This window comes from Leptolyngbya sp. CCNP1308, from assembly GCF_034932455.1.
Taxonomy (GTDB): domain Bacteria; phylum Cyanobacteriota; class Cyanobacteriia; order Phormidesmidales; family Phormidesmidaceae; genus Nodosilinea.
This window is the reverse complement of record NZ_JAYGIH010000035.1, coordinates 243,097-269,698: the sequence shown is the minus strand read 5'-3', so window position 1 is coordinate 269,698 and position 26,602 is coordinate 243,097. Positions and strand designations below refer to the sequence as shown.

Here is a 26,602-nt window from a genome sequence, read left to right as displayed (position 1 = left end):
GCTGGTAACAATCCCTCGATTTAGACAGGGTTAGTAGCGGGCCAAACGCTACTCCCCTCGCCAAATGCGCACCGTGCCATCCCAGCCCGCACTGACCAGCGTTTTGCCATCGGGGGCAAAGTCTACCCCCCAGACCCAGCCCTCGTGCCCCTGCAAAATCGACACCAGGCGGCCCCGCTCCATGTCCCACAGGCGAATGGTGCTGTCGTTGCTGGCGGTGGCCAGCAGCTTGCCATCGGGGCTAAAGGCCAGGCTGTTGACCGGAGCCCCGTGGGCCTTGAAACAGGTGGTTTCGCGCCCGCTGTTGAGCTTCCAAAAGCGCACGGTACAGTCGGCGCTGGCGCTGGCCAACAGCCAGTTGTTGGGGCTTGCTGCCACCGCCAGCACTTCGCTCTGATGGCCCGTCAGCACATGGTTGCGGCCTTTACCCTTAAGGCGATACAGACGAATAGTTTGGTCTTGGCTGCCGCTGATCAGGGTGGTGCCATCGCGGCTCACGGCGATGGAGCGCACCCAGTGGGTATGGCCATTGAAGTGGTGGATCAGGGCTTGATCGCTCAGCCGCCAAACACAAATTTTGTGGTCTTGGCCACCGCTAAACAGATACTTACCGTTAGGGCTAAAGGCTAAGGCCCGCACCCAGTTAGTGTGGCCCTCTAGCTGGCCCAGGGCAGCTCCGGTGGTGAAATCCCACAGCTGAATGATGTTGTCGTTGCTGACGCTGGCAAAGCAGGTGCGATCGGGGCTTACGGCCACGGCCCGCACCCAGGCCCGGTGGCCATCGATCACCTGCATAGTGTGGCCAGTGGCTAGGCTCCAGACCCGCACGGTTTTGTCGCCGCTGCCGCTGACGATAAAGTTGCCGTCGGCACTCACGGCCACCGATCGCACCCAGCTATCGTGGCCCTTGAGCACCTGGGCACAGGCCCATTTGGCGGTGTGCGGCGGAGATGCCGTGGGCACCGCATCGGCCCCGGCTGGATTGAAGACGGTAGCCATATCCACCAGTTCGAAGGCGGCGATATCGCCATCTGCATCGCCCTGGGGAAGGAAGTCAGGGGGCTGAGGGAGCATGACAAGAGTCCGCATTGACATGGGCGCTAGCGATCGTTAGCGACGATGAATTTCACAGACTGACTCAGTTTGTAAATTTCACCGTCCACTACACCCTGCCAGCATCCTATTCCGAAATACTGCTTAACATAGGTCACTTGCCCACATGTTTTTATCCAAACCTGCAAACCAAAATTGCTGAGCTATGGTTGCTGTATCCCATGAGATACACTTGAGGGATGGTCGAAATCCGCCAGACCCACATCTATGCTCGCTGGTTCAGCGGCCTCAGAGATCGCCAGGCTAAGGCGCGTATTGTCCTACGCATTCGCCGTTTGTCGATGGGTAATCCTGGTGATGTAAAACCTGTGGGTAAGGGAGTGTCAGAGCTGCGGATCGATTACGGCCCTGGTTACCGAGTGTACTTTGTTCAGCAAAACGATACGTTGCTTGTCTTGCTAGCCGGAGGCGATAAGCGTACGCAAGATCGAGACATTAAAACGGCTATTGAGCTAGCCCAAGATCTGTAGGAAATTTCTTATGACTCATATCCAAACGTTTCCCTGGGATGCCGCAGACCATCTAGAAACTCCCGAAGATATGGCTGCCTATCTCGAAGCTGCTCTAGAAGAGGGTGACCCGGCGCTTATTGTGGCGGTTCTAGGCGATATTGCTCGCTCTAAGGGTATGACCCACATTGCTCGTGAAACTGGCCTTGGCCGTGAGAGTCTGTACAAAGCGCTTTCAAGTGAAGGCAACCCAGAGTTTGGCACGGTTATTAAAGTCATCAAAGCCTTGGGACTGCAATTGCACGCCACTCCAATATCTTAGTTGCGGCAAAACTCAAGCAAGCTAAGCCTAGGCAATGCTGCCGCGTTTGCGGGCTTCTTTGTAGGAGGTGCCGACATTCTTTAGCCCGGCGCGAATCATTTCTTGCTCAAGCAGGGCAAAAAAGCGGCTGCGATCGCCCCCTTTGACCACCGCCTGGTTGTGGGCTTCCGCCAGCGTCACCGGATAGCCATAGCCCTTTTGAACCTGAGTGAGCACCATCTCTAGGGCGCTTTTACACAGCGCCTCATCCTCCATCACCCACTGGGGTACTTCCACCCGCGCCACCTCGGGGCCGACATTGAGGTAGCAGAAATACACGCGATGGTCGCCGTACAGCTCCAAAATGCTGGCGGTGCTGCGCCAAAAGGGGCTGCGTTCCCCAGGAGCCAGTTCTGTGGCCCAAAAGGTCGCATCGCGTAGCGGCAAGAACCGCGCACAGGGGGCGCGGTCGGCAGGGTTGGCCTCGTCGCTGCCGCAGTGGGTCTGGCAGTCGGGCTGCAGGAACGGGCAGGCGGCAAACCGCAAAAAGTTCATCGCTTCGCCGCTGCGGCTGGCGCTGAGGTAGCCCACCAGGGGAATGTTTTGCTGTCGTAGCCGATCCCAGGCATTGAGGATGGGAGGCAGGATGCGATCGCGCGCCTCCCCCGGCAGCGCCTCCAAAAACCAGTAGATCAGCGACCCATCCACCAGGGCCAGCACCGGCACTCTGTCTGCATAAGAATTTACTCTGGTCAAACTGTCGTGGACGGCTTCCCCAAGCTCTGCCAGCACCACGGCCTCAGCCACAGTGCGGCGGTGGCCCATCCATTCCTCGGTACTGATGCCCCACTGGCGCGACAGGTAGAGATCTTCGGCTCGGTACACCACCTCCGGCAGGCTGTCGAGCAGTGGAAATCGGCTCTGGCCGTAGTGGAGCACCACTCGGCCCACGTTGATCAAGTAGCAGTAGGCGATTTCATGATGGCTGGGGGAAATTTGCGATCCATCCGTGGCGATGACGGTGTGGGCCTCGGGGGCAGTGGCGACCGGATTGCGAAGGCTGAGGACTTCGGTGGGCTGGGCGGCGGTAAAGGGGGCGCGATCGCCCCAGATTTCAGCCTGCTCTACCAGATTAATTTGACGGGTAGCGGCGATCGCCAGCAGTTTGCGGGCCGCCGCAACTCGCTCCTGGGCGGCGGCAGCTTCCTGGCTGAGGTGCTGGCTAATGCCCTGCATCTGCCGAGCCAGCTTCATCAGGTCAAGCATAAAACGACCCGTTTGGTACACCAATACTATACCTCCGGTGCCGCCGCTCAGAACATATAGCCAAAGAACGTTTCAACCTGTAAACGTTCCAACGAACTCCTCTTCACCCCAAAAATTTGCCCAGAATTTTGCCCCTACGGATGCCACTTTGTCTCCCGTCGTTATACTGTCGGGTGGCTTATGTCTTGGTCGTGTTCTGGTCGTGCTTATGGAGTCGAGATGGCTCACCTTAGGGTTCACCTCAGGAGCGTTAGCAACCCTCAGTGCTCTGGTTGTCGCAGCCCCCGCCAGGGCCGCAACCCTGCAATACTGGTGGTTTGACGCCCAAACTAACCAGCTTGTATTTACCACCGATAGCCAAGTGCAGCCTCGGGCGCAACTGCTGGCGAATCCTACCCGCATCGTGGTTGACCTGCCCAATACCCAGCTGGGCAACACCAACGCCAGCCAGACCGTAGGCGGTGCCGTACGCGAAGTGCGGGCCGGACAGTTCGATCGCCAGACCGCCCGCCTCGTCATTGAGCTTTCGCCCGGCTATAGCCTCAACCCTCAAGACGTTAGGGTTCAAGGGGTTCGCCCCAACCAGTGGGCGGTACAGCTGCCCACCCTCAGCCAGGGCGCTGCGCCCCCCTCCGGGGCTCTACCGGCCCCCACCGCCACCGCCAACCGGGTGCAGGGGAACACCGGCACCGGGGCAGGCTCCATCCTCAGCGGCGTAGTCACGACCGGCGACGGGTTTTTGATTCGCCTCACGGGCACTGCCCCCACCCCCACGATGCAAATCACCAGCGACGATGCCGACAACCGCTTTGCCATTATCGACCTGCCTAACACCGCCGTAGCGGGCAATCTGCGCCCCGACGACCTGCCCAACTACCGCTACAGCATTCTCGCTTGGGATGTGGCCCAGCAGCCCACCAATCCCCCCTCGACCCGCATTACCCTGAGGCTTGGCCCCACTAGCCCCGACTGGCGAGCCCTGCGCAATAGCAGCGGCGTGATTGTGCTGCCCCCCAGCGGCGTGCCCATCGGCAGCATTTCCGATGAACCTGCCCCCCTCGCCGCTGTGCCTCGCACCCCACCGCCCGCCCAGGCGGCTCCACCCCAGGCGCAAACGCCACCCCCCACCCCCACGCCGCCCCCCACCCGATCGGTAGAGACCCCAGCGTTGCCCACGGTGCCCAATGGGCGAGTCATTGTGGCTATCGACCCCGGCCACGGCGGGCGCGACCCCGGTGCCGTAGGCATTAACAGCCTGCAAGAAATACAGGTGATTTTTCCCATTTCGCTGCGAGTCACCGAGCTGCTCGAAGCCCAAGGCGTGACGGTGGTCATGACCCGGCGCGAAAATGTCACCGTCGATCTACAAGCCCGAGCTGATATCGCCAACCGCGCCCAGGCCAATTTGTTTGTCAGCATCCACGCCAACGCCATCAGCATGAGCCGCCCCGATGTCAACGGCATTGAGTCGTACTATTCCTCAGAGACCGGGCGCAGGCTGGCGGCTACCCTCCAGGCCAGTATGCTGGCGGCAACGGGCATGCGCGATCGCGGCGTCAAGCAGGCCCGCTTCTATGTGCTGCGGCAAAGCACCATGCCCGCCGCCCTGCTCGAAGTTGGCTTTGTCACTGGCGCTCAAGATGCTCCCAAATTGGCCGACCCCGCCTGGCGCGAAACCATGGCCCAGGCGATCGCCCGGGGCATTCTGCAATACATTCAGCAAGGGCTGTAGGGCGTATGGCCTACTGGTTCAATGGGCAGCTCTGCGAGAGCAGCGATATTTTGCTGGCGGTGAATGATCCTGCCTGGCTCTACGGGGCTACGGTGTTTACCACCCTGCGGGTCTATGGCCAGTGCCTCGACCATCCCCTCACCCACTGGACGGCCCACCAGCAGCGTTTAGGAGATGCGCTAACCGCCTTTGGCTGGTCTAGCCCCGACTGGCAGCGGGTGCAGCAGGGGGCCGAAGTCTTGCTAAAGCAGTATCCCGTCCTGCGGATTACCTGCTTGCCCGACGGTCGTGAGCTGGTGACCGGGCGCGGCCTGCTAGTAGATTTGGCGGCAATGCAGACCCAGGGCATTGTTGCCTGGGTAGCGCGGGGGGAACTGTACGGGCGATCGCAGCCCGCCTACAAAACCGGCAACTACCTCGGAGCCTGGCTTGCCCACCAAGCCGCCCAGCAGCACGGTGCCCGCGAAGCCATCCTGCTAAATGCCCAGGGGCAATGGCTTGAAACCAGCACCGGCAACCTCTGGGGCTGGGCCAACGGTCAGTGGCACACCCCCGGCCTCGGGGCAGACATCCTGCCGGGGATTGTGCGCGCCCACCTCATCGAACATTTGAGGCAGCGGGGGGAACGGGTCGATCAATCCCCCTGGCCGCCGGGGGTAATTCGGCGCTTTGAGGCACTGGCCTACAGCAACTCAGCGGTACAGGTGGTGCCAATACACACCGTGCTGGGTCACACAGTTTTGGGCGATCGCAGTAGACTGGAGGTTAACCCACAGCACCCAGCCCTAGAGGCTTTGAGGGCTGCATTTAGAGAAAATTAGCCCCTGATTTCACATCCGATTAGCCCATTCCGACAGATGGCGTTAACATAAGTTAATATCCTTCTAATCATTAAGGCTCGGTTAAACGTTAGCCCTAATCAAGTTTCCTTAGCAACAGTTTCTTAGAAACGGTTCATCCCAAGAAGTAAGTGGAGGCATTAGCCCGGTGAACAAACGGTGGAGAAATGCAGGCTTATACGCCCTGCTGGTCGTTGTAGTCATTGCCCTAGCGACCGCAATTTTTGACGGTTCTGGCCCCGAAACCCAGACCTGGCGCTACAGCCAGTTTTTAGACGCGGTGCAAAATAACCAGATCGAGCGCGTTAACATCAGCGCCGATCGCACCCGCGCCCGCTTTACCGACCCCGAAGGTAACGGTCAGATCATCGTTAACCTGCCCAACGACCAGGAACTGATCAGCACCCTAGAAACCAACAATGTCGATATTGTCGTCATGCCCCAGAGCGACGACAGCGTTTGGGTGCGCGCCCTTAGCACCCTGCTGATTCCCATTTTGCTGCTGGGGGTGCTGTTCTTTGTGCTGCGTCGCGCCCAGAGTGGCCCTGGAAACCAGGCCATGAACTTTGGCAAATCTAAGGCCCGCGTGCAGATGGAGCCCCAGACCCAGGTTACCTTTGGCGATGTGGCCGGTATTGAGCAGGCCAAGCTAGAGCTGACCGAAGTGGTTGACTTCCTCAAGAACGCCGATCGCTTCACCGCCGTCGGCGCCAAGATTCCCAAGGGCGTGCTGCTGGTCGGCCCTCCCGGTACCGGTAAAACCCTGTTGGCCAAGGCCGTAGCGGGCGAAGCGGGCGTGCCCTTCTTCTCCATCTCCGGTTCTGAGTTTGTCGAAATGTTTGTCGGTGTGGGTGCGTCCCGCGTCCGCGACCTGTTTGAGCAGGCCAAGGCCAACGCTCCCTGTATCGTCTTTATCGACGAGATTGACGCCGTCGGTCGTCAGCGGGGCGCGGGCCTCGGCGGCGGTAATGACGAGCGTGAGCAAACCCTCAACCAGCTGCTCACTGAGATGGATGGCTTTGAGGGCAACACCGGCATTATCATCATTGCCGCTACCAACCGCCCCGATGTGCTCGATGCGGCCCTGCTGCGCCCCGGTCGCTTTGACCGCCAGGTGGTAGTCGATCGCCCCGACTACGCCGGTCGCCTTGAAATTCTCAACGTCCACGCTCGCGGCAAAACCTTTTCTAAGGATGTCGATCTGCAAAAGATCGCCCGTCGCACCCCTGGCTTTACCGGAGCCGACCTGTCGAACCTGCTGAACGAAGCTGCAATTCTCGCCGCCCGCCGCAACCTCACCGAGATTTCTATGGATGAGGTCAACGATGCGATCGATCGCGTTCTGGCTGGCCCTGAGAAAAAAGACCGCGTCATGAGCGAAAAGCGCAAGGAGCTAGTCGCTTACCACGAAGCTGGTCATGCCCTAGTCGGTGCCCTGATGCCCGACTATGACCCGGTGCAGAAAATCAGCATCATCCCTCGCGGTCGAGCCGGTGGTCTAACCTGGTTTACTCCCAGCGAAGATCGCCTCGAGTCGGGCCTCTACTCTCGCTCTTACCTGCAAAACCAGATGGCTGTTGCCCTAGGTGGCCGCATCGCTGAAGAGATTATCTTTGGTGAAGAGGAAGTGACCACAGGTGCTTCTAACGACCTCCAGCAGGTGGCTCGCGTTGCCCGTCAAATGGTCACCCGTTTCGGCATGAGCGACAAGCTCGGCCCCGTTGCCCTAGGTCGCCAGCAGGGCAACATGTTCCTGGGCCGCGACATCGCCGCCGAGCGCGATTTCTCTGAGGAAACCGCCGCCACCATCGACTCCGAAGTGCGGGGCTTGGTAGACCAGGCCTACACCCGCGCCAAGCAGGTACTCACCAACAACCGCCACGTGCTCGACCAACTGGCCACCATGCTAGTAGACAAAGAAACCGTAGATTCTGAAGAGCTGCAACAGTTGCTCGCCACTAACGATGTGAGCATGGCTTCAATCGTGTAAATCACACTAGAGCCTGATAACCGGCTAGAAAAGGGGATGTCCAACAGGGCGTCCCCTTTTTTTAAGTTCTCTTGCAGGTTAGGCACTGCCGACCATTTCACTTTTCTGCCTAAATACTTTATGTGGCGCTTGTTCAGCTGATTTAGCTAGCTCACAGAATACTGCTGTTTGATTCTTGGTGATTGTATCAAGATCAATCGGAGAATATAGATTCTAAAGGGTTTACGGGTAGAGTACAAAGAGAAGCTTACGACTGCATTAAGTTGAGGAATGAGCCTTGGGTACTGAAAATGATGAGTATAAAGCTCGTCTCCGCAAGCGCGTGAGACTAACAAATCCTGAACAGCTGTACAATGTTCAGGATGGGAATGGATCCAAAATACCCTATGACTTGGCGGATGGTCGGCAGCTATTCAATCACTACCGTCATCGCATGACAAATTATGATCAGGTTTTAGATCAAATTCGCTCAGAGCAGCAAGGTCAGATTACCGGCAGGCAAGAAAAGCAAGTTGCGGTAGCAGCGGCAGAAAACATTCTGCAAAAATACCGTGACGAGCACGTCAAGGTCATCCAAGATAGCCAGAAAAAAGGGCAAGTACTTAAGTCTCTGTTTGAGAAGGCTGGGGTCAGTACAGCGTCGGCTTTATCTCAGTTATTGGATTCATGGTCTGAGAAAATCAAGCAACTTGGCCATCTAGAAAATAGTCAACGCTCCCTACAGACTTGGAATGATACTTACCGGGTACAACGGGAGTTAGTGAAGGCTATATTGAAGCAAGAAAACGCTTCAGAGGAAATTCAAGAAAAAGTCAAGCTTATCTATAGTACAAAGTCATCTAACAAAGCAATTGATTTGGGATCTGACTTATTTAATCTCGAAAAGTCTGAAATTCTAAAGCTAGTTAAAACTGTCGTCCATTACACCAAGTTGTAAGGGGGCATTATGAAAATGCTCGAGGTCAAGCAGGAAGTTTACAAGCTGACTAGGACAGGAACGACTCAAGAACTGAAAAAAGGGCATCCTGAACTAACGGAAGGACGTGACCTGCGATACAAAGCTCATTGGGTAACAATTCTAGAGCAAGTTCGTGCTCTGAAACAAATGCCCGACATAAGCCTAACTGAGTTAGAAGAGTCCGAAAAGATGCTTAAAGGCTCCCTACTCACGGTTGGTGCTATGGCCGGATTGACGCAGGATGAGATAGAGATTGATTGGAAGCGGATTCAGCTAGAAGCTCAAATAGCAGATATTCATATTGAGGATTTGTAGTCATAATCTCTCTTAGCCAGCTGTCACTGCTACCTAAAACGAGTGGCATTTACCTGGTTCTCCACCAGGATGGTACTGTTTTGTACGTTGGCCAGTCCCAAAACCTTCACCAGCGTTGGAATGGAGGTCATCACAAGCTTGCGAAACTTGTAGTTGATTACGGCAACGATATTTGTATTTGCTGGATAGAATTGCCTGAGTGGCTGCTAAATCGTGCTGAAAACGCAGCTTTTGATTTTTATAAACCTGCCCTCAATTTGAAGTCACCTCCAATAGTGTAATAATCTATTCATGATGGGGATGGCAGATCTTTCTTCAAATACATTTTTTCTTATTGTCTCCCTGATAACAGTTCAAAGTTTTCAGAAACGCTAAGCGCGGGTTTTAGGTTTGTGATTTTGGATTTGCTAATGCTTGCGCCGTAGAATTTCATCAAAGCTCTGTGTAACGGTTTGCAAGCAATAGCAGACAAACCGTTAGAAACTATCGACGCCGATGGTCCCAAGGGCTAGGGTTGTGGTTGTTTTATAGAGCCACAGGCCGCGAGATGACCGTTCAACCTCGATCTTCTGCATCAAATATCATTCTCACCAACATTGAAACCGTCCCTGGCAAAACCGTTACGCAGCACATGGGCTTGGTACAGGGCAGCTCGGTGCGAGCCAAACACATTGGCCGCGATATTGCCGCTGGCCTCAAAAACATCGTGGGTGGCGAGCTTAAGGGCTATACCGAGCTGCTACAAGAGGCCCGCGAAGAGGCCACTAGCCGCATGGTGCAAGAGGCCCAAAAGCGGGGGGCTAACGCCATTGTCAACGTGCGTTTTGCCACCTCATCGCTGACCCAAGGCGCAGCGGAACTGTTTGCCTACGGCACCGCCGTGCGGGTGGAATAGCCATGGATAGTCTAATTATTTTTGCAATCTTGCTAGGGATTGGCTACTTTTTTGGTGCCAGAACGGAAGAGCAGCACTTCCGTCAGTTGCAGAAGCGAGAGCAGGCTATCCACGGGCTGATGCTCAGCACGGCTGGAGCTAAAGTGGCTCTGCCCAAGGCCCATCAGGCGCAATTGTTCACTGGCAGCGTAGTGATATCGTCGGACTTCTTTAAGACGTTTATTGCAGGAGTATTGAACTTTTTCGGCGGACGCATCACGGTCTACGAAAGTTTGCTGGAGCGGGGCCGCCGCGAGGCCATCTTGCGGATGGAGGAGTCGGCCCTGGCCTGGGGCGCAGACCAGGTAGTTAACATCCGCATTCAAACTGCTGAGCTGAGCGGCAATAACGGCAAGGGCGTGATTGCCCTTGAGGTGATTGCCTACGGCACAGGGGTTCGATAGTTCTCTGGGCCAGTTTGGGACGCCGCCGACTTGCCCTAAACCATCTCTGCGGCGGCAACCAGGCCAAAGACAATAAATAGCAGCCCGCCAACGGTTGTCAGCCAGCGTTCTGAAATGCGCCCGGCGATCAGTTTACCGCAGGCGACGGCGATCGCCGCACACACCGCATGACCTAGGGTTGCCCCCAGCACCACCCCCACGGGATGGTTGGCTGCCGCCAGGGCAATGGTGGCAAATTGGGTGCGATCGCCCCATTCCGCTACAAAGGTCAGGCTAAAGGATTGGATGAGCACGGTTCTGATCGACCATTTTCTGACCTCAGCCTCACTCTCCTCGACAGCCTCTAGGGCCTCGGCCTGCTCATCGGCAAGACTGCCTCCCCCCACCATGCGGCTGGCATCGTACAGCAGCTTGAGCCCAAATCCTAAAAATAGAGCTACCGTCAGCCCCTGAATGTAATGTTCAGGAAAAATGGTGACCACCTGGCCGATCGCTACCGACAAAACCGTCATCACAAACAGCGCGGCGGCAACCCCTATAAACACCCAGCGGCGAGGATGCCGGGTGGCTAAAATCATGCCAATAAAAAAGGTTTTATCCCCTAGTTCAGATAGGGTGATGAGTAGTAAACCAGCGGTAAATCCGGTCAGGGGATGCATGCTCGTCTCCAGGATTGTAAACCTGAGCGGGCATGATGGACGATCGCAAGAACTCCACCAAGCCCACGTCAGTTGTGGACTCAGTGAAGGTCTCGCTTGCGAATGCGCAGTGTTAATTCACGGTGCTAATTCACCATCTGAACCAGGCTCATCGCCAGTATGTTGACTCAGATGATTGAGCTGCATTGCAGCCCTAAGCTACTCCCCTTCATGAGTTAAACCATATCATGGATGGCAGATTTACGCGTAATTGGAAATACTGATTAAATTCATAAGCAACAGTCTTTTATTTCATAATTTAATCATTTTTAAGCTGATCCAATTTCATTTTCTGTTCATTTTCTGTTGTTTGCCACAGAGGTATTTCCTGGCTTATGATATTTTTGGCGATCAAAATATTCATATTTTTGGATAGAATGCCTAAATTAATTCCCTATCAGCCTTTAGTTCTGAGGCTTTTACACGGCGTTTCTGGCCTGCTGGCAATCGGGGCCTTAATTACCGGTTTTCTAGTGTACAACACCTATGATGGTCGGTTGGGCTCTATTCCTCTACCATCACTGCCAGATATTCAAGGCATTCATGGTACGTTTGGCCTTTTCTTTTTGCTGATCTTTCCCGCTCTTGCTATCTATAGTTTTCATTGGGGATATCGGCGATTATTGTTTCGTGACTTTTGGCCTCGGCTCACCCATCAAATCGGTAAACCCAGCTGGTGGGTGAACCTTCAACGACTTTTAAACACCGCTATGCTCCTAGCCAGTACGTTGGCCGTAATTACCGGCAGAATGATGCAAGAGGCCTGGCTGCCCGCTGGCGAGTTATACCACATTTGGTACCGGCTACATCTGGCCGCATGGCTGGTGCTACTACTAACCTTGTTGGGCCACATTGCCATGGGCCTTAAGGTCGGCGGGGTGCCTCTACTGTTGTCAATGGCCCAAACAAAGTACCGTCCTGAAGAGTCGCCATCGCTATGGATAGGTTATCTCCGAGAAAAATTTCGCGAGCGATTTGGGCGTTAGCTATTAATTGATCATTCTTAAAGAACTGCATTTATGAAAGGAACAAATGCTCCATTAAAGGTGGTTGAGTGGGTGGTCATCGGTGGCATTTTTGCCGCGTTCGTTTTGCCGTTGTTGACCTATTTGACTGAGTTGTAGCGGCTACATAGCTATGGAGCAGTGGCCTGAATTTGGCGATCGCAACTATTCACAGCCTTGAGTCAGACGTGACTTGACTGCATTGATGGGGCACAGGCTAGGGCCAGTCTGCGATCGCCGTGGTTGACTGCACCCGGTGCATACCAGCCTCGGCAAAGCGCTGATAGGTCTCCTCTGCCTGGTCAGTAAAATCGACTACGTCTGGGACAACCACTGGCGAGGCACAGTCGTCGAGCAGGTAAACCTTTTGGGCCAGGGCAGGATCCGTGGCCTCAATGTCGCTCAGTAGGTCAGCCACCGTCCAGGCGACGCAATGGCTCTTGGCCTGACCCGCGACAATCACCCCGTCAAACTCCAACAGGGTTTGAATCAGGGGGGTGTTTTTTTGCGCGATCGCCCGTCCTTGCCCATCCTCCATAACCTCAGGGCTGAGCACCGAATAATTCTCTGTGAGGGGATTGTTGCCCTTTAGCTCAAAGCGGGTCTGACTCTGGCGGGCCATGGTGTGGAAAAAACAGGCCTCTTCGATCGCAGGTACCAGCGCATGGCCAATGCCCCCCAGCATGGAGTGGTAAGGCCAAATGGTGAGGGGATACTTGCCTCGGTCATCCAGGGTTTTGGTGTAGTGCAGGGCGTACTCTTGCAGGTCGCGGGAGGCAGTGAGGTTAGCGGCCACTGCCGGGTTGACCTGCCATTTGCCCTGCACTACATCGTCGTAGTGAATCATGGTCATCGGCGGCGGGTTCTCGCCCTCGGCATCGACCCAAAAGGCAGGGTGAAACACCTGCATCGCCGTATGAGTGTCGAGGGTGGCGGTAATTGTAGTGATTTGCTTTAGATTGTGATAGATAAATTCGCCCAAGCGGCGGTTGTCGTCCACAGCCCCCTGGCCCGATCGCCCGCCCACAAACAGCTCAAAGCCCGGAATACAGAAAGTGTTTTGCACATCAATTAGCAGCAGGCAGAGGCGGCGGCTATCTTCGGCTGCGGGGGGAATGTGATGGGCTTTAGCCCAGGATTGGGCCTCGACGGCGCGCTGCTGGTAGGGTACCGACCACACCTCACCGACCCGGCCGGGGTTGTAGAAATCAGGCACTGGCAGCAGGGCTGAATCGGTCATCTTCCTGGGGCTCCGCAAACTATCACATCGTTAGCTGCTCTAATTTTAGGCTCAATGGCGGGGGCACGACACCGGGTTAGGGCATCAGGCTTACTAACCTTCATACAGGCCATTGCCCGCTGTTTGGCTAAAAAAACAGCCGTAACAGGCCTTACATTTCAGCCGCTAGCGACGGCGCAGGTACAGCGTTCCTGCCGATTGATTACCTTCCCTTCACTGTCCCTTAAAAAACCGCTAAACGCCTATTAAACCTACCGTTACCCAAGCCCCATAGTATTTCTTCGTTACGCAAAAAAGCCTACTGGGGAGCCCTGACCATGGCGAAGAAGCAAGATATCCGCACCATCCTCAAAAAGATGGTCAACCTTGAGGACGAAAATCACAATCCCTCAAACAACGACTCCTTTAACCAAGTTTTAGAGCGTGCCCGCCTCGGTCGGCGGGGGTTTCTAAAGGGCAGTTCATCCCTGGCCGCCGCCGCTATGTTGGGGACAGGTTTAGCCTTTGGGGCCGATTCCACTAAGCAGGCTGGAAAAGCTGCCAAAGCTGCTACCGATCTGCGCTTCAGCTTCAACCCTGTGGCCAAAAGCATTGCCGACACCCTGGTGGTGCCCGAGGGCTACACCGCTCGCGTGCTGCTGGCTACGGGCGACCCCATTAAAAGCGGCGTAACCCCCTACAAAAACAATGGCACCGATAACGACTTTGAGGTGCGGGCTGGCGACCACAATGACGCCATGCACTACTTCGGCCTAAACAGGGCGGGCAATGGCTGGGACCCCAGCGGCAGCGATCGCGCCCTGCTCTGTATCAACAACGAAGTCTGCGAAGACCTGGGCTTTGTACATCCCAACGGCCCCACCAACTACGGCCCTGAGAGCACCGAGGCGCGTCCTGCCATTGAAATTGACAAAGAAGTGGCAGCCCACGGCGTCACCATTGTGGAAGTTGTAAAGCAGGGATCGACCTACGAAATCAACCGCGATTCGCGCTTTAACCACCGCGTTACCGCCGCCACCCGCTGTCAGATTAGCGGCCCCGCCCGCCGTAGCCCCATGATGGCCACGGCCTTTTCCCCCAGCGGTGAACAGACCCGTGGTACCCTCAACAACTGCGCCAATGGCTACACCCCCTGGGGCACCTACCTCACCTGCGAAGAAAACTGGGCGGGCTACTTTAACCGCCGCGAAGATGACAGTGCTCGCACCGCTAAGGAACTGGCTTCCTTTAAGCGCTACGGCATTGGCAATGCCACCTCGGGCCGCTACAACTGGTCGCGGGCCGAGGCCGCTAGCAACACCGATCTCTACCAGCGGTGGGATGCTAGCAAAACGGCCGATCGCGCCAACCAAGACTTCCGCAACGTGGCGAATACCTTTGGTTGGGTACTAGAAGTTGACCCCTTCAACCCCAATGCCATTCCTCAAAAGCGGACGGCGATCGGGCGCTTTGCTCACGAAGGCTGCTGGCCTGCGGCCCCAGTGGAAGGTCAATCCCTGGTGTTTTATTCCGGCGACGACGCCCGCAACGAGTACATGTACAAGTTTGTCACCGCCGCCAAGTGGGATCCGCGTGACGCCAACCGAGGTCAAGCTGCTGGCGATAAATACCTGGATGCGGGGACGCTCTACGCTGCCAAGTTCAACGATGACGGTACTGGTGAATGGCTGCCCCTGACCATGAGCAACCCCAAGATTGCCAACTACGCCGACTACGCCTTTGCCGACGAAGCCGATGTACTGATTAACGCCCGCATCGCCGCTGATGCCGCTGGCGCTACCAAGATGGATCGGCCCGAGTGGGGCGGTGTTAACCCGGTGAACGGCGATGTTTACCTTACTCTCACCAATAACGTGTCGAGCAGCGGCGGGCGCGGTGTTGGCACCCCTCTAAACGCCGCCAACCCTCGCTACTACGCCGATGCCAAAGGTGAAACCGTCAGCAAGGGCAACGTCAACGGCCACGTCGTTCGCTGGCGTGAGGCTGGAGGCAACCACGCTGCTACCACCTTTGAGTGGGATGTGTACCTGTTTGGGGCCAGGGCCAGTGCTGAAGCTGATGTCAACCTGTCTGGCCTGACCGACGAGAATGATTTCTCTAGCCCTGATGGGCTGTGGTTTAGCGAGGCGGTGCCTGGGCTGATGTGGTTGCAGACCGATGACGGCTACATCACCGACACCACCAACTGCATGATGCTGGCGGCGCTGCCCGGTACCGTTGGCGACGGCGAGGCCAAAATGATTACCAACAAGTCGGTGCCGCTCAATGGCGATGCCGACCAGCAGGTTAAGACCTATATGGGCCAGGCCGCTAGCCCGATGGTGCTAAGCCGATTTTTGGTGGGGCCGCGCGATTGTGAGATCACCGGCATTACCGAGTCGCCCGACGGCACGGTGATCTTCGTCAACATCCAGCATCCGGGCGAAAATAGCGAGTCGGCCACTGACCCAGCGCTGTTCACCAGCCACTGGCCCGATGGGGGCAACGCTCGCCCCCGCTCGGCCACGGTAGTGATCACCCGCAACGACGGCGGCAAAATCGCAGTGTAGTTGTTCTGGCGCTTGCCTTTAAGTCTGTATAGCTGCAACGAGGTTTCTCGTTGCAGCTATTTTTCTAACCGCACGACGTACCACTGCATGGCTTCACCAGGGTTGAGTTCTAATTCGCAGGCGGTGTCGCGCAGGTGCAGGGCCTGTTCGGTGACAGTGGTGAAGCGCTGGAGGTCGCGGGGCAGATCTTGCTGGCGATCGCCCAGCACCCCCGTCAACCGCTCTAGCAGCTCCTCTGGGGAGAGAAATTCTTCGGCGGCGCCGGGCATGAGCACGACGAACATCTCTTCCTGGTACATAATGGCATCGGGCATGGTGTTGCTCCTCAGGGATCTGGATTGATCCTAAACGGCTGACCCCCCTGTGCGACTGGAATTGGGGAAAGGGAGCATAGCGCGTTTGTCTAGCCCGCCCTCAACCCTTCAGCGGCGCAGCGGAAATTTTATGGGAAACTGTGAACTTCCGTGGGCAAGTGGCCCGAATCTTTGGATCCGGTGGTAGGATAACAAGAGATTCACCGAAATCCCGACCGGGTTACCGGTGAATTTTTGCTTCTGCCCCGTCCAAGTCATCCGGGAATAGGCCGCTCTGCGGTGCCATTGCCTGGATTTTTCTGTTTTAACGGTTATTTGCCTGCCGCTATGGTTCAGACTCCTATTAAACCCAACTCCGCCGCCCCCGGGCCTGCCCCCTCCAAATTGGAGGGTATTAAAGAGAACAGCCACTTTTTGCGCGAGCCCGTGGCCAGCGAGCTGCTGCAAGACACGACTCACTTCTCTGAACCGGCCATTCAAATTCTCAAGTTCCACGGCTCGTACCAGCAAGACAACCGCGACAACCGCGCCAAGGGCCAAGAAAAGGACTACCAGATGATGTTGCGCACCCGCAACCCTGGCGGGTTCATTTCTCCCGAGCTGTATCTCACCCTCGATCGCCTGTCGGATGAGTACGGCAACGGCACCCTGCGGGCCACCACCCGCCAGGGCATGCAGCTCCACGGCGTGCTGAAGCAAAACCTCAAGGCCACCATTGGGGCGATCGTGCGCAGCCTGGGCTCTACCCTGGGGGCCTGCGGCGACCTCAACCGCAACGTCATGGCCCCGCCGGCCCCCTACACCAACCGGCCCGAGTACCGGCTGGCCCAGGAGTATGCCAACAACATCGCCGACCTGCTGCGTCCCCAAACCGAGGCCTACTACGAAATCTGGCTAGATGGCGAGAAGGCAGTCTCCGTCGAAGAGCACCCCGACGTGGTGGCGGCCCGCCAGCGCAACGGCAACGGCACCATTGTGCACAACAGCCCGGAGCCAATCTACGGCACCCACTACATGCCCCGCAAGTTCAAGTGCGCGGTCACAGTGCCCGGCGACAACTCCATTGATGCCTACACCCACGATGTCACCCTAGTCGTCATTACCGATCGCACCGGGCAGCTTAAGGGGTTCAACGTGCTGGCCGGGGGCGGTCTGGGCCGCACCCACAACAAAGAAGAAACCTTCGCTCGCGTGGCCGACGAGATTGGCTACATCGATAAGGCCGATGTGTATGAGTTAATGAAGGCGATTGTTGCGACCCAGCGGGATTATGGCGATCGCCACGATCGTCGCCACGCCCGCATGAAGTACCTGATCAACGATTGGGGTGTCGATCGCTTTCGCCAGCAGGTCGAAACCTACCTGGGCAAGTCCCTCAAGCCCTTCAAAAAACTGCCTAAGTGGACGTTTTATGACTACTTGGGCTGGCACGAGCAGGGCGACGGCAACTGGTTCGTGGGCGTGCCCGTCGAGAACGGGCGGATTATCGATCGCCGCGAGGGTATTCAGCTCAAGACGGCGTTAAAAGAGATTGTGCAGCGGTTCAACCTGCCAATGCTGATCACCCCCAACCAGAGCGTGCTGTTCTACGAGGTTAAGCCCGAAGACAAAGAGGCGATTCAGGCGATTCTCACCCGCTGCGGCATCGAGAAAGAGACCGAGCTCGATCCCCTGGTGCGCTACGCCATGGCCTGCCCTGCCCTGCCCCTCTGTGGCCTGGCGGTGACCGAGTCAGAGCGCATCATGCCCACGGTGCTGGGGCGTCTGCGCGCCCTGCTCACCAAGCTAGGCCTCGAAGACGAGCACTTTGTGGTGCGCATGACCGGCTGCCCCAACGGCTGTGCCCGTCCCTACATGGCCGAGTTGGGCCTGGTGGGCAGTGCCCCAGAGTCGTACCAGTTGTGGCTGGGGGGTTCCCCCAACCAAACCCGCTTGGCCCGCCCCTACCTGGAGCGCCTTCACGACAACGATGTCGATACCACCCTAGAGCCGCTGTTTGTGTTCTTCCGCGATGGGCGCAAAAAGGACGAAAGCTTCGGGGATTTCTGCGATCGCGTCGGTTTTGGAGCCCTGCGGCAGTTCGCGGCTACCTACAACGCCGATCAGTACACTCCCCGCCATACCAAAGAAGGACGGCACCGGCTGAGCGTTTCCCATGACCTGTTCATGACGCTGCAAGCCACTGCCGACAAGGAGGGGCGACCGATGGCCCAGGTCATGGCCGAGGCCCTGTCGGTATACCTGCAAAGGCCGGTCGCTAAAGACTAGTGCACAAAAAAGGGGGATGGGTTTTACGACCCATCCCCCTTTTTTGTGCGGAGTTAAGTGTTGAGGGGTCGGGAGCCTGACTTTGCTAGCAAGTTTTGCGAACAAGCTAAATAGGCTCCCGACCCCTGAGTTTGTTAACCTACCGGTTGGCTGCGATCGGGCAGTATCCACACCAGCATGGGGCAAACCACCACGGTCATCACGGTGACAGCAGCGATGATTTCGAGTCCGGCAACAAGAGCAGTGTTCATAACAGGTTCGCCTCCCAAGGCAAAGGATGGTTGGCGCGTTCCTTCGAGAGGGGTTTCTCTACTTCCGTCCTGTCAGGCTAGCGATATCGGACTGTAGACAGGATGAACGGCGTCTTTCTTCTGTATCTACTATTACAGTTTAACCTGGCCTTCTGGTTTGGAAAGGGTTTGTAGCACTTCTCAATAATTACGGATTACCGATCTATCTAAGCTATTCATGGTGAGATGCAACCTAGTTTTTGTAGTCTCTAGTGCGGTTTTTTACTATTAGAAAGTAACTAAAGACTGTCATTCTACCTGCTGAGATCCTGCCGTTGGAGGTTCTACCATGACCCTGATTAAAGCCTGGACAACCCAAAAACTTGCTAAGCTCGGCCTCTGGCTGGCTAGCGCCTTTGGGTTTGGTATGGACACCGCTCAAACTACCGCCACCAGAGACACCTGGGGCCCAGACAATCTGGCCAGCTTTGGCCTAGAAATGAGCAAAGGGTTTGGCGTAGGGCTGTAGTTTGGCCCTATCTCAGCTCAATTTCTCAGACTAATCCTTCGACCAGACATGACATGACTCCTGCCCACTTAACCGTTGGCAGGATTTTTTTGCGTATATTTGCGGCTGCGCAGATCACCAGTTCATGGGTAAAAAATCTTGTCCCTTCACCGCCGACAAATGCGCCAACAAATAGGTTCAATCCGGATGCTTTTCAGCGGCACAAATAGGAATTGGGTGTCGCAGAGGTTGTCGTCCGTGCGATCGCCCCTAGCCAAACTGCTTTTTCGCCGCTTCATAGACCTCAATGGTGATCTGGCTTATGCCCTGCTCTTGGGCAAACTTCTCGATTTTCTTGCGGGCAGCAGGGCGCACAAAGAAGGGAATCTCTTTGAGGCGGGCTTCGGCGTCAGCAGTCCATTCCATAGGTAGAGGCGCAATTTTGCATAGTGCTTCAAACTTCTTTACGATATCAGGGGTCAGAGACATTTCTAAGCCAAGGTTTGATTTCGCACGATAGGGCCGTAATCTGCGCCCCATCCTTTGCAGATTTTTCTTGGACCGAAGGGATGCTAGACCCCAAAATCCTCTCGCCAGAGAGTTTTCGGGCCTTAGGTCTCTGACCGCGTTGGTTGAATTAAGGAGATCGCAGTGATACGGAAATTCTTACTGATCGTACTGGCCGCCGTCGTGACCACGCTGGTGGCGATGGGCCTATCCCCCGCCGCCAAGGCCAACATTGTGGCTGAGCCAGTAGTTTACAACATTGACGGACAACCCTTTGAGGGCTACTTTGCATTCAACCAAAACTTTGGCGAAACCCAGCCTCTGGTGCTGCTCATCCACGACTGGAACGGCCTGGATGACTACGAACAGCGCCGCACCCAAATGCTGGCCGAGCAGGGCTACGCAGCCTTTGCGGTAGACCTCTACGGTCAAGGGGTACGGCCCACCAACCCCGACGAGTCGCGGGCGCAAAGCGGCGCACTCTACGCCGATCGCGCTACCATGCGAGCCCGACTGATGGCAGGACTGGCTCAGGCCCAGGCTCAAGCGGGCGTAGACGGCAGCCAGGTGGTGGCGATCGGCTACTGCTTTGGCGGAGCTGCCGTGCTCGAAATGGCCCGCGCCGGTATGGATATAGATGGTTTCGTGTCGTTCCACGGCAGCTTTGAAACCCCTGAAGGGCAAGACTACAGTCAAACCCAGGGGCGGATTTTGATTCTGCACGGCTCTGACGATGGCTCGGCCCCCATGGCCGACGTGGCCCAGCTCGCCACCGAACTCGATGCCGCCGAGGTTGACTTCGGTGTGGAAATCTACGGCGGTGTTGACCACGCTTTCACCGTGTGGAGCGACGCTAATCGCTACGATGGCATGGCCGATCGCCACTCATGGCAGACCCTAATGACCTTTTTAGGTGAAGTTTTGGGCTAGCCCTTATAAGCTGTAAGCGCGACCATCATCCCTCACAACCGAGTGCTTCTAGAAAACCACCGTAAGCTAGGCCAGCCTACGGTGGTTTTCGCGATCGGTGTGTTTTGCTGCCGCTGCTGGGTCGCTTAGGCCCATCCCATCCCGTATTTAAAGGAAGCAAGAAGCGCCGACTTTTTCCGACCTATTCTAACCCAAGCTATGGCTACACTCCAGATAAGCTTTTACCGCTGTCGCTTTGGGTAAGATTATGGATCACTTTTCAACCCTGATTTTGTTGCTGCGCGATCGCCCCACCTTTTTAGAAGAAGTCCGCCAGGGCAAAAAGATTGAGTCTAAAATTCTATCGCTGCTGGTGGTCAGTTCGCTATTTTTTGCTATCTATGGGGCCATTATTGGCTCGTCTAGCGGCTGGCAACAACTGCTAGTGTCGATGGTCAAGCTGCCCGCTCTCTACTTGCTAACTCTGCTAATTTGTCTGCCGACGCTGTACTTTTTCGACATTCTGTTTGGTTCTAAGGCCGACTTTCGTCAGTACGCAGTGCTCAGCCTTACCACCGTTTCGGTGATTAGCGTGCTGCTGTTTAGCTTTGCGCCAGTGACGCTGTTCTTTTTAGTGTCTATTCGCAGCTATCACTTCTTTTTATTGCTCAATGTCGCTATCTTTGGCCTTACGGGTTTCATTGGGGTGAGGCTGTTTTATTCGGGCATTCGCTCGGTGATGAATTTTACCGAAGATACCCCGCAGATTCGCAACCGCCTGCTGCTGTTTTGGTTGACGCTCTACGGTCTGGTGGGTAGCCAGCTGGGGTGGACGCTCAGACCCTTTTTTGGTTCCCCTGGCCAACTCTTTCAACTCTTCCGTGAGGTAGAAGGCAACTTTTACTCTCAGGTGATTCGCAGCATTGTTTCACTGCTGTTTGGCAATTGATTAACCGCTACTGCGCGGGCAGGGCAAATAGCCACTTTCCCCAATAGATACACCGTATTTCTGATTCATATTTTTAGTTGGCAATCCCTGATTTTGCAAAGACGATGACCTCTGATTTGCAGGCGCTACGCATTACCCGGTCTGAACTCGATCAGCTTACGGGGCTAGACATTGACTCGGTTTTTATGGGCAGAATGATCCGCCCTTCTGTGTGGCGATCGCGGCGGCAATTGCTCTCCCTTTTGATTACAGAATGCCTCGTGCTAGGGACAATGTTTGTGGTTTGTCTGGGGCTAGGGCTGGTGGTGGTGAGCCAGCAAGAGGGCTTTAACCAGTTTGGTGCGCTGCTGCTGGGGATTGCTGTGGCGATCGCGATCGGAGCCGTCGCCTGGCACCTCTATCAAGGTTGGCGGTCGAAAGCCTTTATTACCCTGGCGCGACTGCTGGATGAGTGCGATCGCCACAACGACATCATTCAGGCGCTGCAAGTGATGGAGGAACTGGATGCGGCGCAGGGGACAGGTCAAGGGTTGCAGAACAGCGAAATATTGGTTGCGCTCCAGGCCACCCGCGACAGTCTGATTTCAGCCCTCATGACCGAGAAGATTTTGCGTCGCCATCGCGCACTGATGCAGCGGCGGCAAGAATTATTTAGTACCCTTGAAACCAACCTGGCGACCCTGCAAACCCTCCACGTCAACCACCAGGCCAGCGAATATCGACAATTTTTGCAAGAAGCGTTAGCCATTGGTCTCGCTGTACAACAAGAGATGGATGCTAATACCAAACGCTGACAGGGCTAGAAATAGCAGGTCTCGCCTTCTCGGCGGAGTTACCTGCCGTACTTGATAAGTCTATCTATTAATAGAGTGTTGTTTAGCTTGGCGGCAGTCAATATACAAGACAGGAGCCAGGTTTGGCCAATCACACACCCGTTGAACCAACCTTTCCTGTTTGAGAATTTTATAATAAGGAATGTCTTTTATGACAGCCCAGATAGCACAAACTCGAGAAACAGTAGCTGTTTTCAGCAGCCGCCAAGAGGCTAATCAAGCTAAGCAAACTGTTCAGGCATCTGGCTTGAACGATCAGCAAGTCTCTATTGACGATCATGTTTCCCCTAGCGTTCAAGTGGCAGCTCAAGGCACTACCACAGGTGGCCAGGCAGGGTTTTGGATGGGGCTATTTTTAGGAGGCATAGTAGGGCTAATTGCCACTATCATTGCGGCTGCTTGGCTGACGGGCGGCTCTCCCCATTCTGCTATTAGCCGGTTTATAGTTATCGGCAGCGCGATCGGTGGCGGCATTTTTGGTGCTGCTGTGGGTAAAGGAGTGCGGGCAGGCCAACCTGCGAGTCAAAAAATGAAAAGCGACCCCAATATGCCCCGTCAATTTCGGCTTATAGTTGCCGGTAATCAAGACGAAATTCGCCGTGCTCAGCAGGCTCTCGGCCAACCCCCTGTAAACAGCTAGCGCTTCGTTGTTCTCTATCCTAGAACACGGTTTTACATAATTTGCCCTGGTGCTGCGTGCGGCACCAGGGCAAATTACTGCGTGATAGTAGTAGAAGTCTTCCGCAGTCTGCTATTCACCGCTGGATAGATTTTATAGGGGTTTTGCCTCTCTCAAAAGTTTCTGTAGGGCTACTGATTGAAACTCTATTGCCAGTGGCTGTCGGTTGCTGTACTTGCTCTGAAGCTCACTCCACCCGTTCTGCCAACTCCATCCAGCGTTCGGTAGAGGTGTCAATGGTGGCGGTGAGTTCGCCCAAGCGTTCCGACAACTTTGCCACCTCACTGTAGTCACTGGGTGGGTTGCCATAGAGCTGCTTTTCTAGCGCCTTTTTTTCGGCCTCCATAGCGGGAATTTGAATCTCTAGCTGTTCATATTCTCGCTTTTCTTTATAGGAGAGCTTTTTGGTCTTGGCGTCAGTACTTGGATCTGCCTTGGCTACCGTTTGAGCAGAATTAGCAGATTGAGCTTTGTTTGCCGCTGCCTGCTTTTCATTCGCTTTCTCGGTGTCTGAGGCGGCTTTTTTATGGTCTAAATAGACCGAGTAGTTGCCCGGATAGTTGCGCAAAATCCCATTGCCCTCGAAGGCAAAAATGGTGTTGACGGTGCGATCGAGAAAGTAGCGATCGTGGGAGACCACAATCACGCAGCCGTTGAACTCCTCCAGGTATTCTTCCAAAACTCCGAGGGTCTGCACATCTAGATCGTTAGTTGGCTCGTCGAGAATTAGCAAATTTGGAGCTGAGAGCAGCACCCGCAGCAAAAACAGCCGCCGCCGCTCGCCGCCGGAGAGCTTTTCGAGCGGAGAGTACTGCTGGTTTGAGGTGAAGAGAAACCGCTCTAGCATTTGGGAAGCGGTGATCACGCTGCCGTCGTTGGTGGTGACCAGTTCGGCGGTTTCTTTGAGGTATTCGATTACCCGTTGGCTGGGGTTGGTGAACAGATCTTCGGAGTGTTGGTCGAAGTAGCCGACGTGGATGGTGCTGCCGATATCGACGGTGCCGCTGTCGGGCTCCAGCCGCCCGGTGATCACGTTCATGAGGGTCGATTTGCCGACGCCGTTGGGGCCGATGATGCCGATGCGGTCATCCGGGGCGAAATCGTAGGTGAAATCCTTGAATAAAAGCCGATCTTCGTAGCTTTTAGAGACATTCTCCAGCTCGATCACCTTTTTGCCGATGCGGCGACCGACGGTGGAAATATCGACCTTGCCGAGGGATTCTTTGAACTCGCGGTTTTGCATGTCGCCGATGCGATCGATGCGGGCCTTTTGCTTAGTGCTGCGGGCTTTGGGGCCACGCTTCAGCCATTCCAGCTCGCGACGGAGGACTCCAGCGTGTTTCCTCTGGGTGCTCTGGTCGGCGGCTTCAGCTAATGCTTTTTTCTCTAGGTAGTAGGCATAGTTGCCCGCGTAGCCATAAAGGTCGCCCCGGTCGATTTCGAGAATGCGGTTGGTGACCTGGTCGAGGAAGTATCGATCGTGGGTGATCAGCAGCAGCGCGCCGCGAAAGCCGCTGAGGTAGCTTTGCAGCCACTCTACCGATTCGGCGTCGAGGTGGTTGGTGGGCTCATCCATTAATAATGCGTCGGGGTCGGCTAGCAGGGCGGCGGCGATCGCCACCCGCTTTCTATACCCCCCCGACAGATCGCCCACCCTGGCGTCAAAGTCGTCAATGCCCAGGCGGCTGAGAATGGCCTTGGCGCTGCTCTCTAAATCCCAGGCATCGGCGGCGGCAATTTTTTCAGATACCGTCGAGAGCTTGGCCATCAGCGCATCGGCGTCACCCGTACCCTGGGCCATGTGGTGAGAAATATCTTCGTACTCGCGAATCAGCGCCATCTGCTCGCCCGCGTCGGCAAAGACCTGCTCTAGGACGGTGCGATCGGCCTCAAAGTCGGGCTGCTGGGGCAGATAGACAATCTTGGCCCCAGGATTGACCCAAAAATCGCCGCCGTCGAAGGGCTCTAGCCCCGCAATCATCTTCAGCAGGGTCGATTTGCCAGAGCCGTTGGTGCCAATCAGGCCCACCTTGTCGCCCTCATCCAGGCTAAAGCTAGCATCGCGAAGAATTTCTTTGATGCCAAAGTCTTTGGTGGCAGAGCGCAGAGTAAACAGAGTCATGGGCAGCCGGGTCGTGAACCCTTAGATCATAGACCCTAGGGTATGCTGGCGGGGGAAGTCGGCAGTTGTGCAACGTCCCTTTATCCGATGACTAATGATGAAAGCTCCTACAGCCTGAGCCACCATGCCAAGTTGAGACTAGCTGAGCGCAAAATTGTATGGGCTTGGGTTGCCCTTACGCTTGTAGAGCCAGCGCTGATCGAGTCTCCATCCAGAAGACCCTACCTGTCAGTGCGCCTACCGAGTGATACCAGAAGCGGGCGGACGGGTCTTGAAGGTTGTCTACAATAGGACTACCAATCCCTGTCATATAGTGACGATCCACTTCGACAGGCGCATGCGTGGCAGGCTATGAATATTGCATACGACCCCGACGTTGATGCTCTTTACCTACGCCTGGCTGAGGGTGACATTGTAGAGTCTGACTCAATAGAACCCGATGTGGTGTACGACTATGATGCCGCTGAGCAAGTGGTGGGAGTTGAGCTGTTGAGAGTAAGCGCTAACTTGCCAAAGCTGGCCATCAGGGCGTTTCCGTTTCGGAGTCTGGAGCAGCAGGTGGAATTTATGCGCTTTTTAGAGGCGATCGCCGATACCGACCTACAGGCAAAGCTCGCCTTCGCCAGACAAATTTTGCAAAACCAGCAATCTTTGCTGCAAAGCGCTTGATGTTGGCTAGTTTTTAGCTGGGCGGCTCAACGGCAGTGGTTTGAGAACTGGCGGCAGACCCTCCAAACAACTGGGGCAATAGCAACCCCGATCGCGCCTTATAATCCGCAAACTCGGGATAGCGCGAGAGGGACTGGTCTTTTTTGCGCATGTTGGGCACAAACAGCACGGCGGCAAACAACCCCAAAATGGCGAAGGGCAGCCAGTGCATCGCTAGCAGGGCAAAGGAGAGATAAATCAAGATCTCGCCCAGGTAGTTGGTATTGCGGCAGCGGGCAAAAAACCCTTCGGTAATTAGCCCCGGCTGGTATTTGAGGGTGAAGTATTTTTGGGCATCGCTGGCGTAGTGCAGAAATACGCCGAGGATGTTGAGGGCGATCGCCCCGGCGACCAAGGGCAACGGCGGCTCTACCCCCCGGCTAACCAGCAAGAAAGGCGCCACCCAGTAGAGGCCCAGAATCGCGAAGGTGAACACTCCGGTGGCTAGGGGAAGGGTTTGCTCCCACTGCTTATCGGGGTAGAGGCGATCTTTTAGCAGCCACAGCAGGCCGTAGGTGCCGTGGAGAGCCAGGTAAACCCACGGCCCCAGACCAAAGTTTTGGTAAACCACCATCAAAGCCACGACGAAAAGAGCCGTAGTGCCTTTGTGGAGGTTGATAACGTGCTTTACTTTCATCGCAGTGTCCTTGGAGGGCTTCACTATCGTAGCGATGAAGCTGGGGTAGGCGCTAGAACCAGGCGCATCAGCGAATCTCCTGCACCCATGAGACCCACTGCCTTCGTTCAATTCTCTGAGAGATTTCAAATCTGCCGTCTCGGCAA

27 protein-coding genes and 1 riboswitch are annotated in these 26,602 nt (G+C 55.7%); of the genes, 19 read left to right on the top strand and 8 right to left on the bottom strand.

The window, feature by feature from the left end; genetic code table 11:
• Positions 1 to 48: 48 nt before the first annotated feature.
• Complete coding sequence (locus VB780_RS09685) at positions 49 to 1,074, bottom strand: WD40 repeat domain-containing protein (protein WP_323350938.1); 1,026 nt, start codon at positions 1,072 to 1,074, stop codon at positions 49 to 51.
• A gap of 218 nt (positions 1,075 to 1,292) precedes the next feature.
• Between VB780_RS09685 and VB780_RS09680 the strand changes: the two genes are divergently transcribed.
• Both VB780_RS09680 and VB780_RS09675 read left to right on the top strand, forming a co-directional pair.
• Positions 1,293 to 1,583, top strand: coding sequence for a type II toxin-antitoxin system RelE/ParE family toxin (locus tag VB780_RS09680; protein ID WP_323350937.1), 291 nt, complete (start codon positions 1,293 to 1,295; stop codon positions 1,581 to 1,583).
• Positions 1,584 to 1,593: 10 nt separating this feature from the next.
• Complete coding sequence (locus VB780_RS09675) at positions 1,594 to 1,884, top strand: addiction module antidote protein (RefSeq protein ID WP_323350936.1); 291 nt, start codon at positions 1,594 to 1,596, stop codon at positions 1,882 to 1,884.
• A gap of 27 nt (positions 1,885 to 1,911) precedes the next feature.
• On the opposite strand, the gene VB780_RS09670 is transcribed toward VB780_RS09675, so the two are convergent.
• Positions 1,912 to 3,129 (bottom strand): DNA double-strand break repair nuclease NurA, encoded by a 1,218-nt coding sequence (locus VB780_RS09670; protein ID WP_323350935.1) that lies wholly within the window; start codon positions 3,127 to 3,129, stop codon positions 1,912 to 1,914.
• Positions 3,130 to 3,337: 208 nt separating this feature from the next.
• Here VB780_RS09670 and VB780_RS09665 point away from each other — a divergent pair, with 208 nt between their 5' ends.
• The 8 genes from VB780_RS09665 (at position 3,338) to VB780_RS09635 (ending at position 10,301) form a co-directional block, all read left to right on the top strand.
• Positions 3,338 to 4,861 (top strand): N-acetylmuramoyl-L-alanine amidase, encoded by a 1,524-nt coding sequence (locus VB780_RS09665; RefSeq protein ID WP_323350934.1) that lies wholly within the window; start codon positions 3,338 to 3,340, stop codon positions 4,859 to 4,861.
• A 5-nt stretch (positions 4,862 to 4,866) separates the two neighbouring features.
• Entirely contained in the window at positions 4,867 to 5,682 is an 816-nt protein-coding gene (locus VB780_RS09660) for an aminotransferase class IV (protein ID WP_323350933.1), read from the top strand.
• A 166-nt stretch (positions 5,683 to 5,848) separates the two neighbouring features.
• Entirely contained in the window at positions 5,849 to 7,690 is a 1,842-nt protein-coding gene (gene ftsH3, locus VB780_RS09655; protein ID WP_323350932.1) for an ATP-dependent zinc metalloprotease FtsH3, read from the top strand.
• A 277-nt stretch (positions 7,691 to 7,967) separates the two neighbouring features.
• Positions 7,968 to 8,627 (top strand): hypothetical protein, encoded by a 660-nt coding sequence (locus VB780_RS09650; RefSeq protein WP_323350931.1) that lies wholly within the window; start codon positions 7,968 to 7,970, stop codon positions 8,625 to 8,627.
• Positions 8,628 to 8,636: 9 nt separating this feature from the next.
• The gene (locus VB780_RS09645; protein ID WP_323350930.1) at positions 8,637 to 8,963 is read left to right on the top strand and encodes a hypothetical protein; all 327 of its coding nucleotides are present in this window, start codon (positions 8,637 to 8,639) and stop codon (positions 8,961 to 8,963) included.
• 2 nt (positions 8,964 to 8,965) lie between these two features.
• Complete coding sequence (locus tag VB780_RS31380) at positions 8,966 to 9,244, top strand: GIY-YIG nuclease family protein (RefSeq protein ID WP_416349216.1); 279 nt, start codon at positions 8,966 to 8,968, stop codon at positions 9,242 to 9,244.
• A gap of 266 nt (positions 9,245 to 9,510) precedes the next feature.
• Positions 9,511 to 9,858, top strand: a complete 348-nt coding sequence (locus VB780_RS09640; RefSeq protein WP_323350929.1) for a YbjQ family protein — start codon at positions 9,511 to 9,513, stop codon at positions 9,856 to 9,858.
• 2 nt (positions 9,859 to 9,860) lie between these two features.
• Positions 9,861 to 10,301 (top strand): YbjQ family protein, encoded by a 441-nt coding sequence (locus tag VB780_RS09635; protein ID WP_323350928.1) that lies wholly within the window; start codon positions 9,861 to 9,863, stop codon positions 10,299 to 10,301.
• Positions 10,302 to 10,336: 35 nt separating this feature from the next.
• Here VB780_RS09635 and VB780_RS09630 read toward each other — a convergent pair whose 3' ends face one another.
• The gene (locus tag VB780_RS09630; RefSeq protein ID WP_323350927.1) at positions 10,337 to 10,960 is read right to left on the bottom strand and encodes a TMEM165/GDT1 family protein; all 624 of its coding nucleotides are present in this window, start codon (positions 10,958 to 10,960) and stop codon (positions 10,337 to 10,339) included.
• Positions 10,961 to 11,376: 416 nt separating this feature from the next.
• On the opposite strand from VB780_RS09630, the gene VB780_RS09625 reads away from it, so the two are divergent.
• On the top strand, positions 11,377 to 11,985 hold the full coding sequence (locus VB780_RS09625) for a cytochrome b/b6 domain-containing protein (protein ID WP_323350926.1): 609 nt from the start codon (positions 11,377 to 11,379) through the stop codon (positions 11,983 to 11,985).
• 235 nt (positions 11,986 to 12,220) lie between these two features.
• Here VB780_RS09625 and VB780_RS09620 read toward each other — a convergent pair whose 3' ends face one another.
• Entirely contained in the window at positions 12,221 to 13,243 is a 1,023-nt protein-coding gene (locus tag VB780_RS09620) for an isochorismatase (RefSeq protein ID WP_323350925.1), read from the bottom strand.
• 317 nt (positions 13,244 to 13,560) lie between these two features.
• On the opposite strand from VB780_RS09620, the gene VB780_RS09615 reads away from it, so the two are divergent.
• Entirely contained in the window at positions 13,561 to 15,792 is a 2,232-nt protein-coding gene (locus tag VB780_RS09615) for a PhoX family phosphatase (RefSeq protein ID WP_323350924.1), read from the top strand.
• Between the two features lie 56 nt (positions 15,793 to 15,848).
• Here VB780_RS09615 and VB780_RS09610 read toward each other — a convergent pair whose 3' ends face one another.
• Positions 15,849 to 16,106: a chlororespiratory reduction protein 7 gene (locus VB780_RS09610; protein WP_323350923.1), complete on the bottom strand. Its 258-nt coding sequence runs from the start codon at positions 16,104 to 16,106 to the stop codon at positions 15,849 to 15,851.
• 327 nt (positions 16,107 to 16,433) lie between these two features.
• On the opposite strand from VB780_RS09610, the gene sir reads away from it, so the two are divergent.
• Both sir and VB780_RS09600 read left to right on the top strand, forming a co-directional pair.
• A complete protein-coding gene (gene sir / locus VB780_RS09605; protein ID WP_323350922.1) occupies positions 16,434 to 18,374 on the top strand; it encodes a sulfite reductase, ferredoxin dependent in 1,941 nt (646 codons plus the stop codon).
• A 283-nt stretch (positions 18,375 to 18,657) separates the two neighbouring features.
• Positions 18,658 to 18,736: riboswitch (Glutamine riboswitch) on the bottom strand.
• A 217-nt stretch (positions 18,737 to 18,953) separates the two neighbouring features.
• Positions 18,954 to 19,133 (top strand): hypothetical protein, encoded by a 180-nt coding sequence (locus tag VB780_RS09600; RefSeq protein WP_323350921.1) that lies wholly within the window; start codon positions 18,954 to 18,956, stop codon positions 19,131 to 19,133.
• A 249-nt stretch (positions 19,134 to 19,382) separates the two neighbouring features.
• Here VB780_RS09600 and VB780_RS09595 read toward each other — a convergent pair whose 3' ends face one another.
• Positions 19,383 to 19,538, bottom strand: coding sequence for a PCP reductase family protein (locus VB780_RS09595; protein WP_323350920.1), 156 nt, complete (start codon positions 19,536 to 19,538; stop codon positions 19,383 to 19,385).
• A gap of 225 nt (positions 19,539 to 19,763) precedes the next feature.
• Between VB780_RS09595 and VB780_RS09590 the strand changes: the two genes are divergently transcribed.
• From VB780_RS09590 to VB780_RS09575, 4 genes are all read left to right on the top strand, one after another.
• Complete coding sequence (locus VB780_RS09590) at positions 19,764 to 20,549, top strand: dienelactone hydrolase family protein (RefSeq protein ID WP_323350919.1); 786 nt, start codon at positions 19,764 to 19,766, stop codon at positions 20,547 to 20,549.
• 247 nt (positions 20,550 to 20,796) lie between these two features.
• Positions 20,797 to 21,477, top strand: coding sequence for a hypothetical protein (locus VB780_RS09585; protein ID WP_323350918.1), 681 nt, complete (start codon positions 20,797 to 20,799; stop codon positions 21,475 to 21,477).
• A 104-nt stretch (positions 21,478 to 21,581) separates the two neighbouring features.
• Entirely contained in the window at positions 21,582 to 22,271 is a 690-nt protein-coding gene (locus VB780_RS09580; RefSeq protein WP_323350917.1) for a hypothetical protein, read from the top strand.
• A gap of 286 nt (positions 22,272 to 22,557) precedes the next feature.
• On the top strand, positions 22,558 to 22,950 hold the full coding sequence (locus VB780_RS09575) for a hypothetical protein (RefSeq protein ID WP_323350916.1): 393 nt from the start codon (positions 22,558 to 22,560) through the stop codon (positions 22,948 to 22,950).
• Positions 22,951 to 23,176: 226 nt separating this feature from the next.
• Here the strand turns inward: VB780_RS09575 and VB780_RS09570 are convergent, their stop codons facing one another.
• Positions 23,177 to 25,111 (bottom strand): ABC-F family ATP-binding cassette domain-containing protein, encoded by a 1,935-nt coding sequence (locus VB780_RS09570; protein ID WP_323350915.1) that lies wholly within the window; start codon positions 25,109 to 25,111, stop codon positions 23,177 to 23,179.
• 351 nt (positions 25,112 to 25,462) lie between these two features.
• Between VB780_RS09570 and VB780_RS09565 the strand changes: the two genes are divergently transcribed.
• Positions 25,463 to 25,780 (top strand): DUF2283 domain-containing protein, encoded by a 318-nt coding sequence (locus tag VB780_RS09565; RefSeq protein WP_323350914.1) that lies wholly within the window; start codon positions 25,463 to 25,465, stop codon positions 25,778 to 25,780.
• 13 nt (positions 25,781 to 25,793) lie between these two features.
• Here the strand turns inward: VB780_RS09565 and VB780_RS09560 are convergent, their stop codons facing one another.
• On the bottom strand, positions 25,794 to 26,456 hold the full coding sequence (locus tag VB780_RS09560; protein ID WP_323350913.1) for a methyltransferase family protein: 663 nt from the start codon (positions 26,454 to 26,456) through the stop codon (positions 25,794 to 25,796).
• Between the last annotated feature and the right edge of the window lie 146 nt (positions 26,457 to 26,602).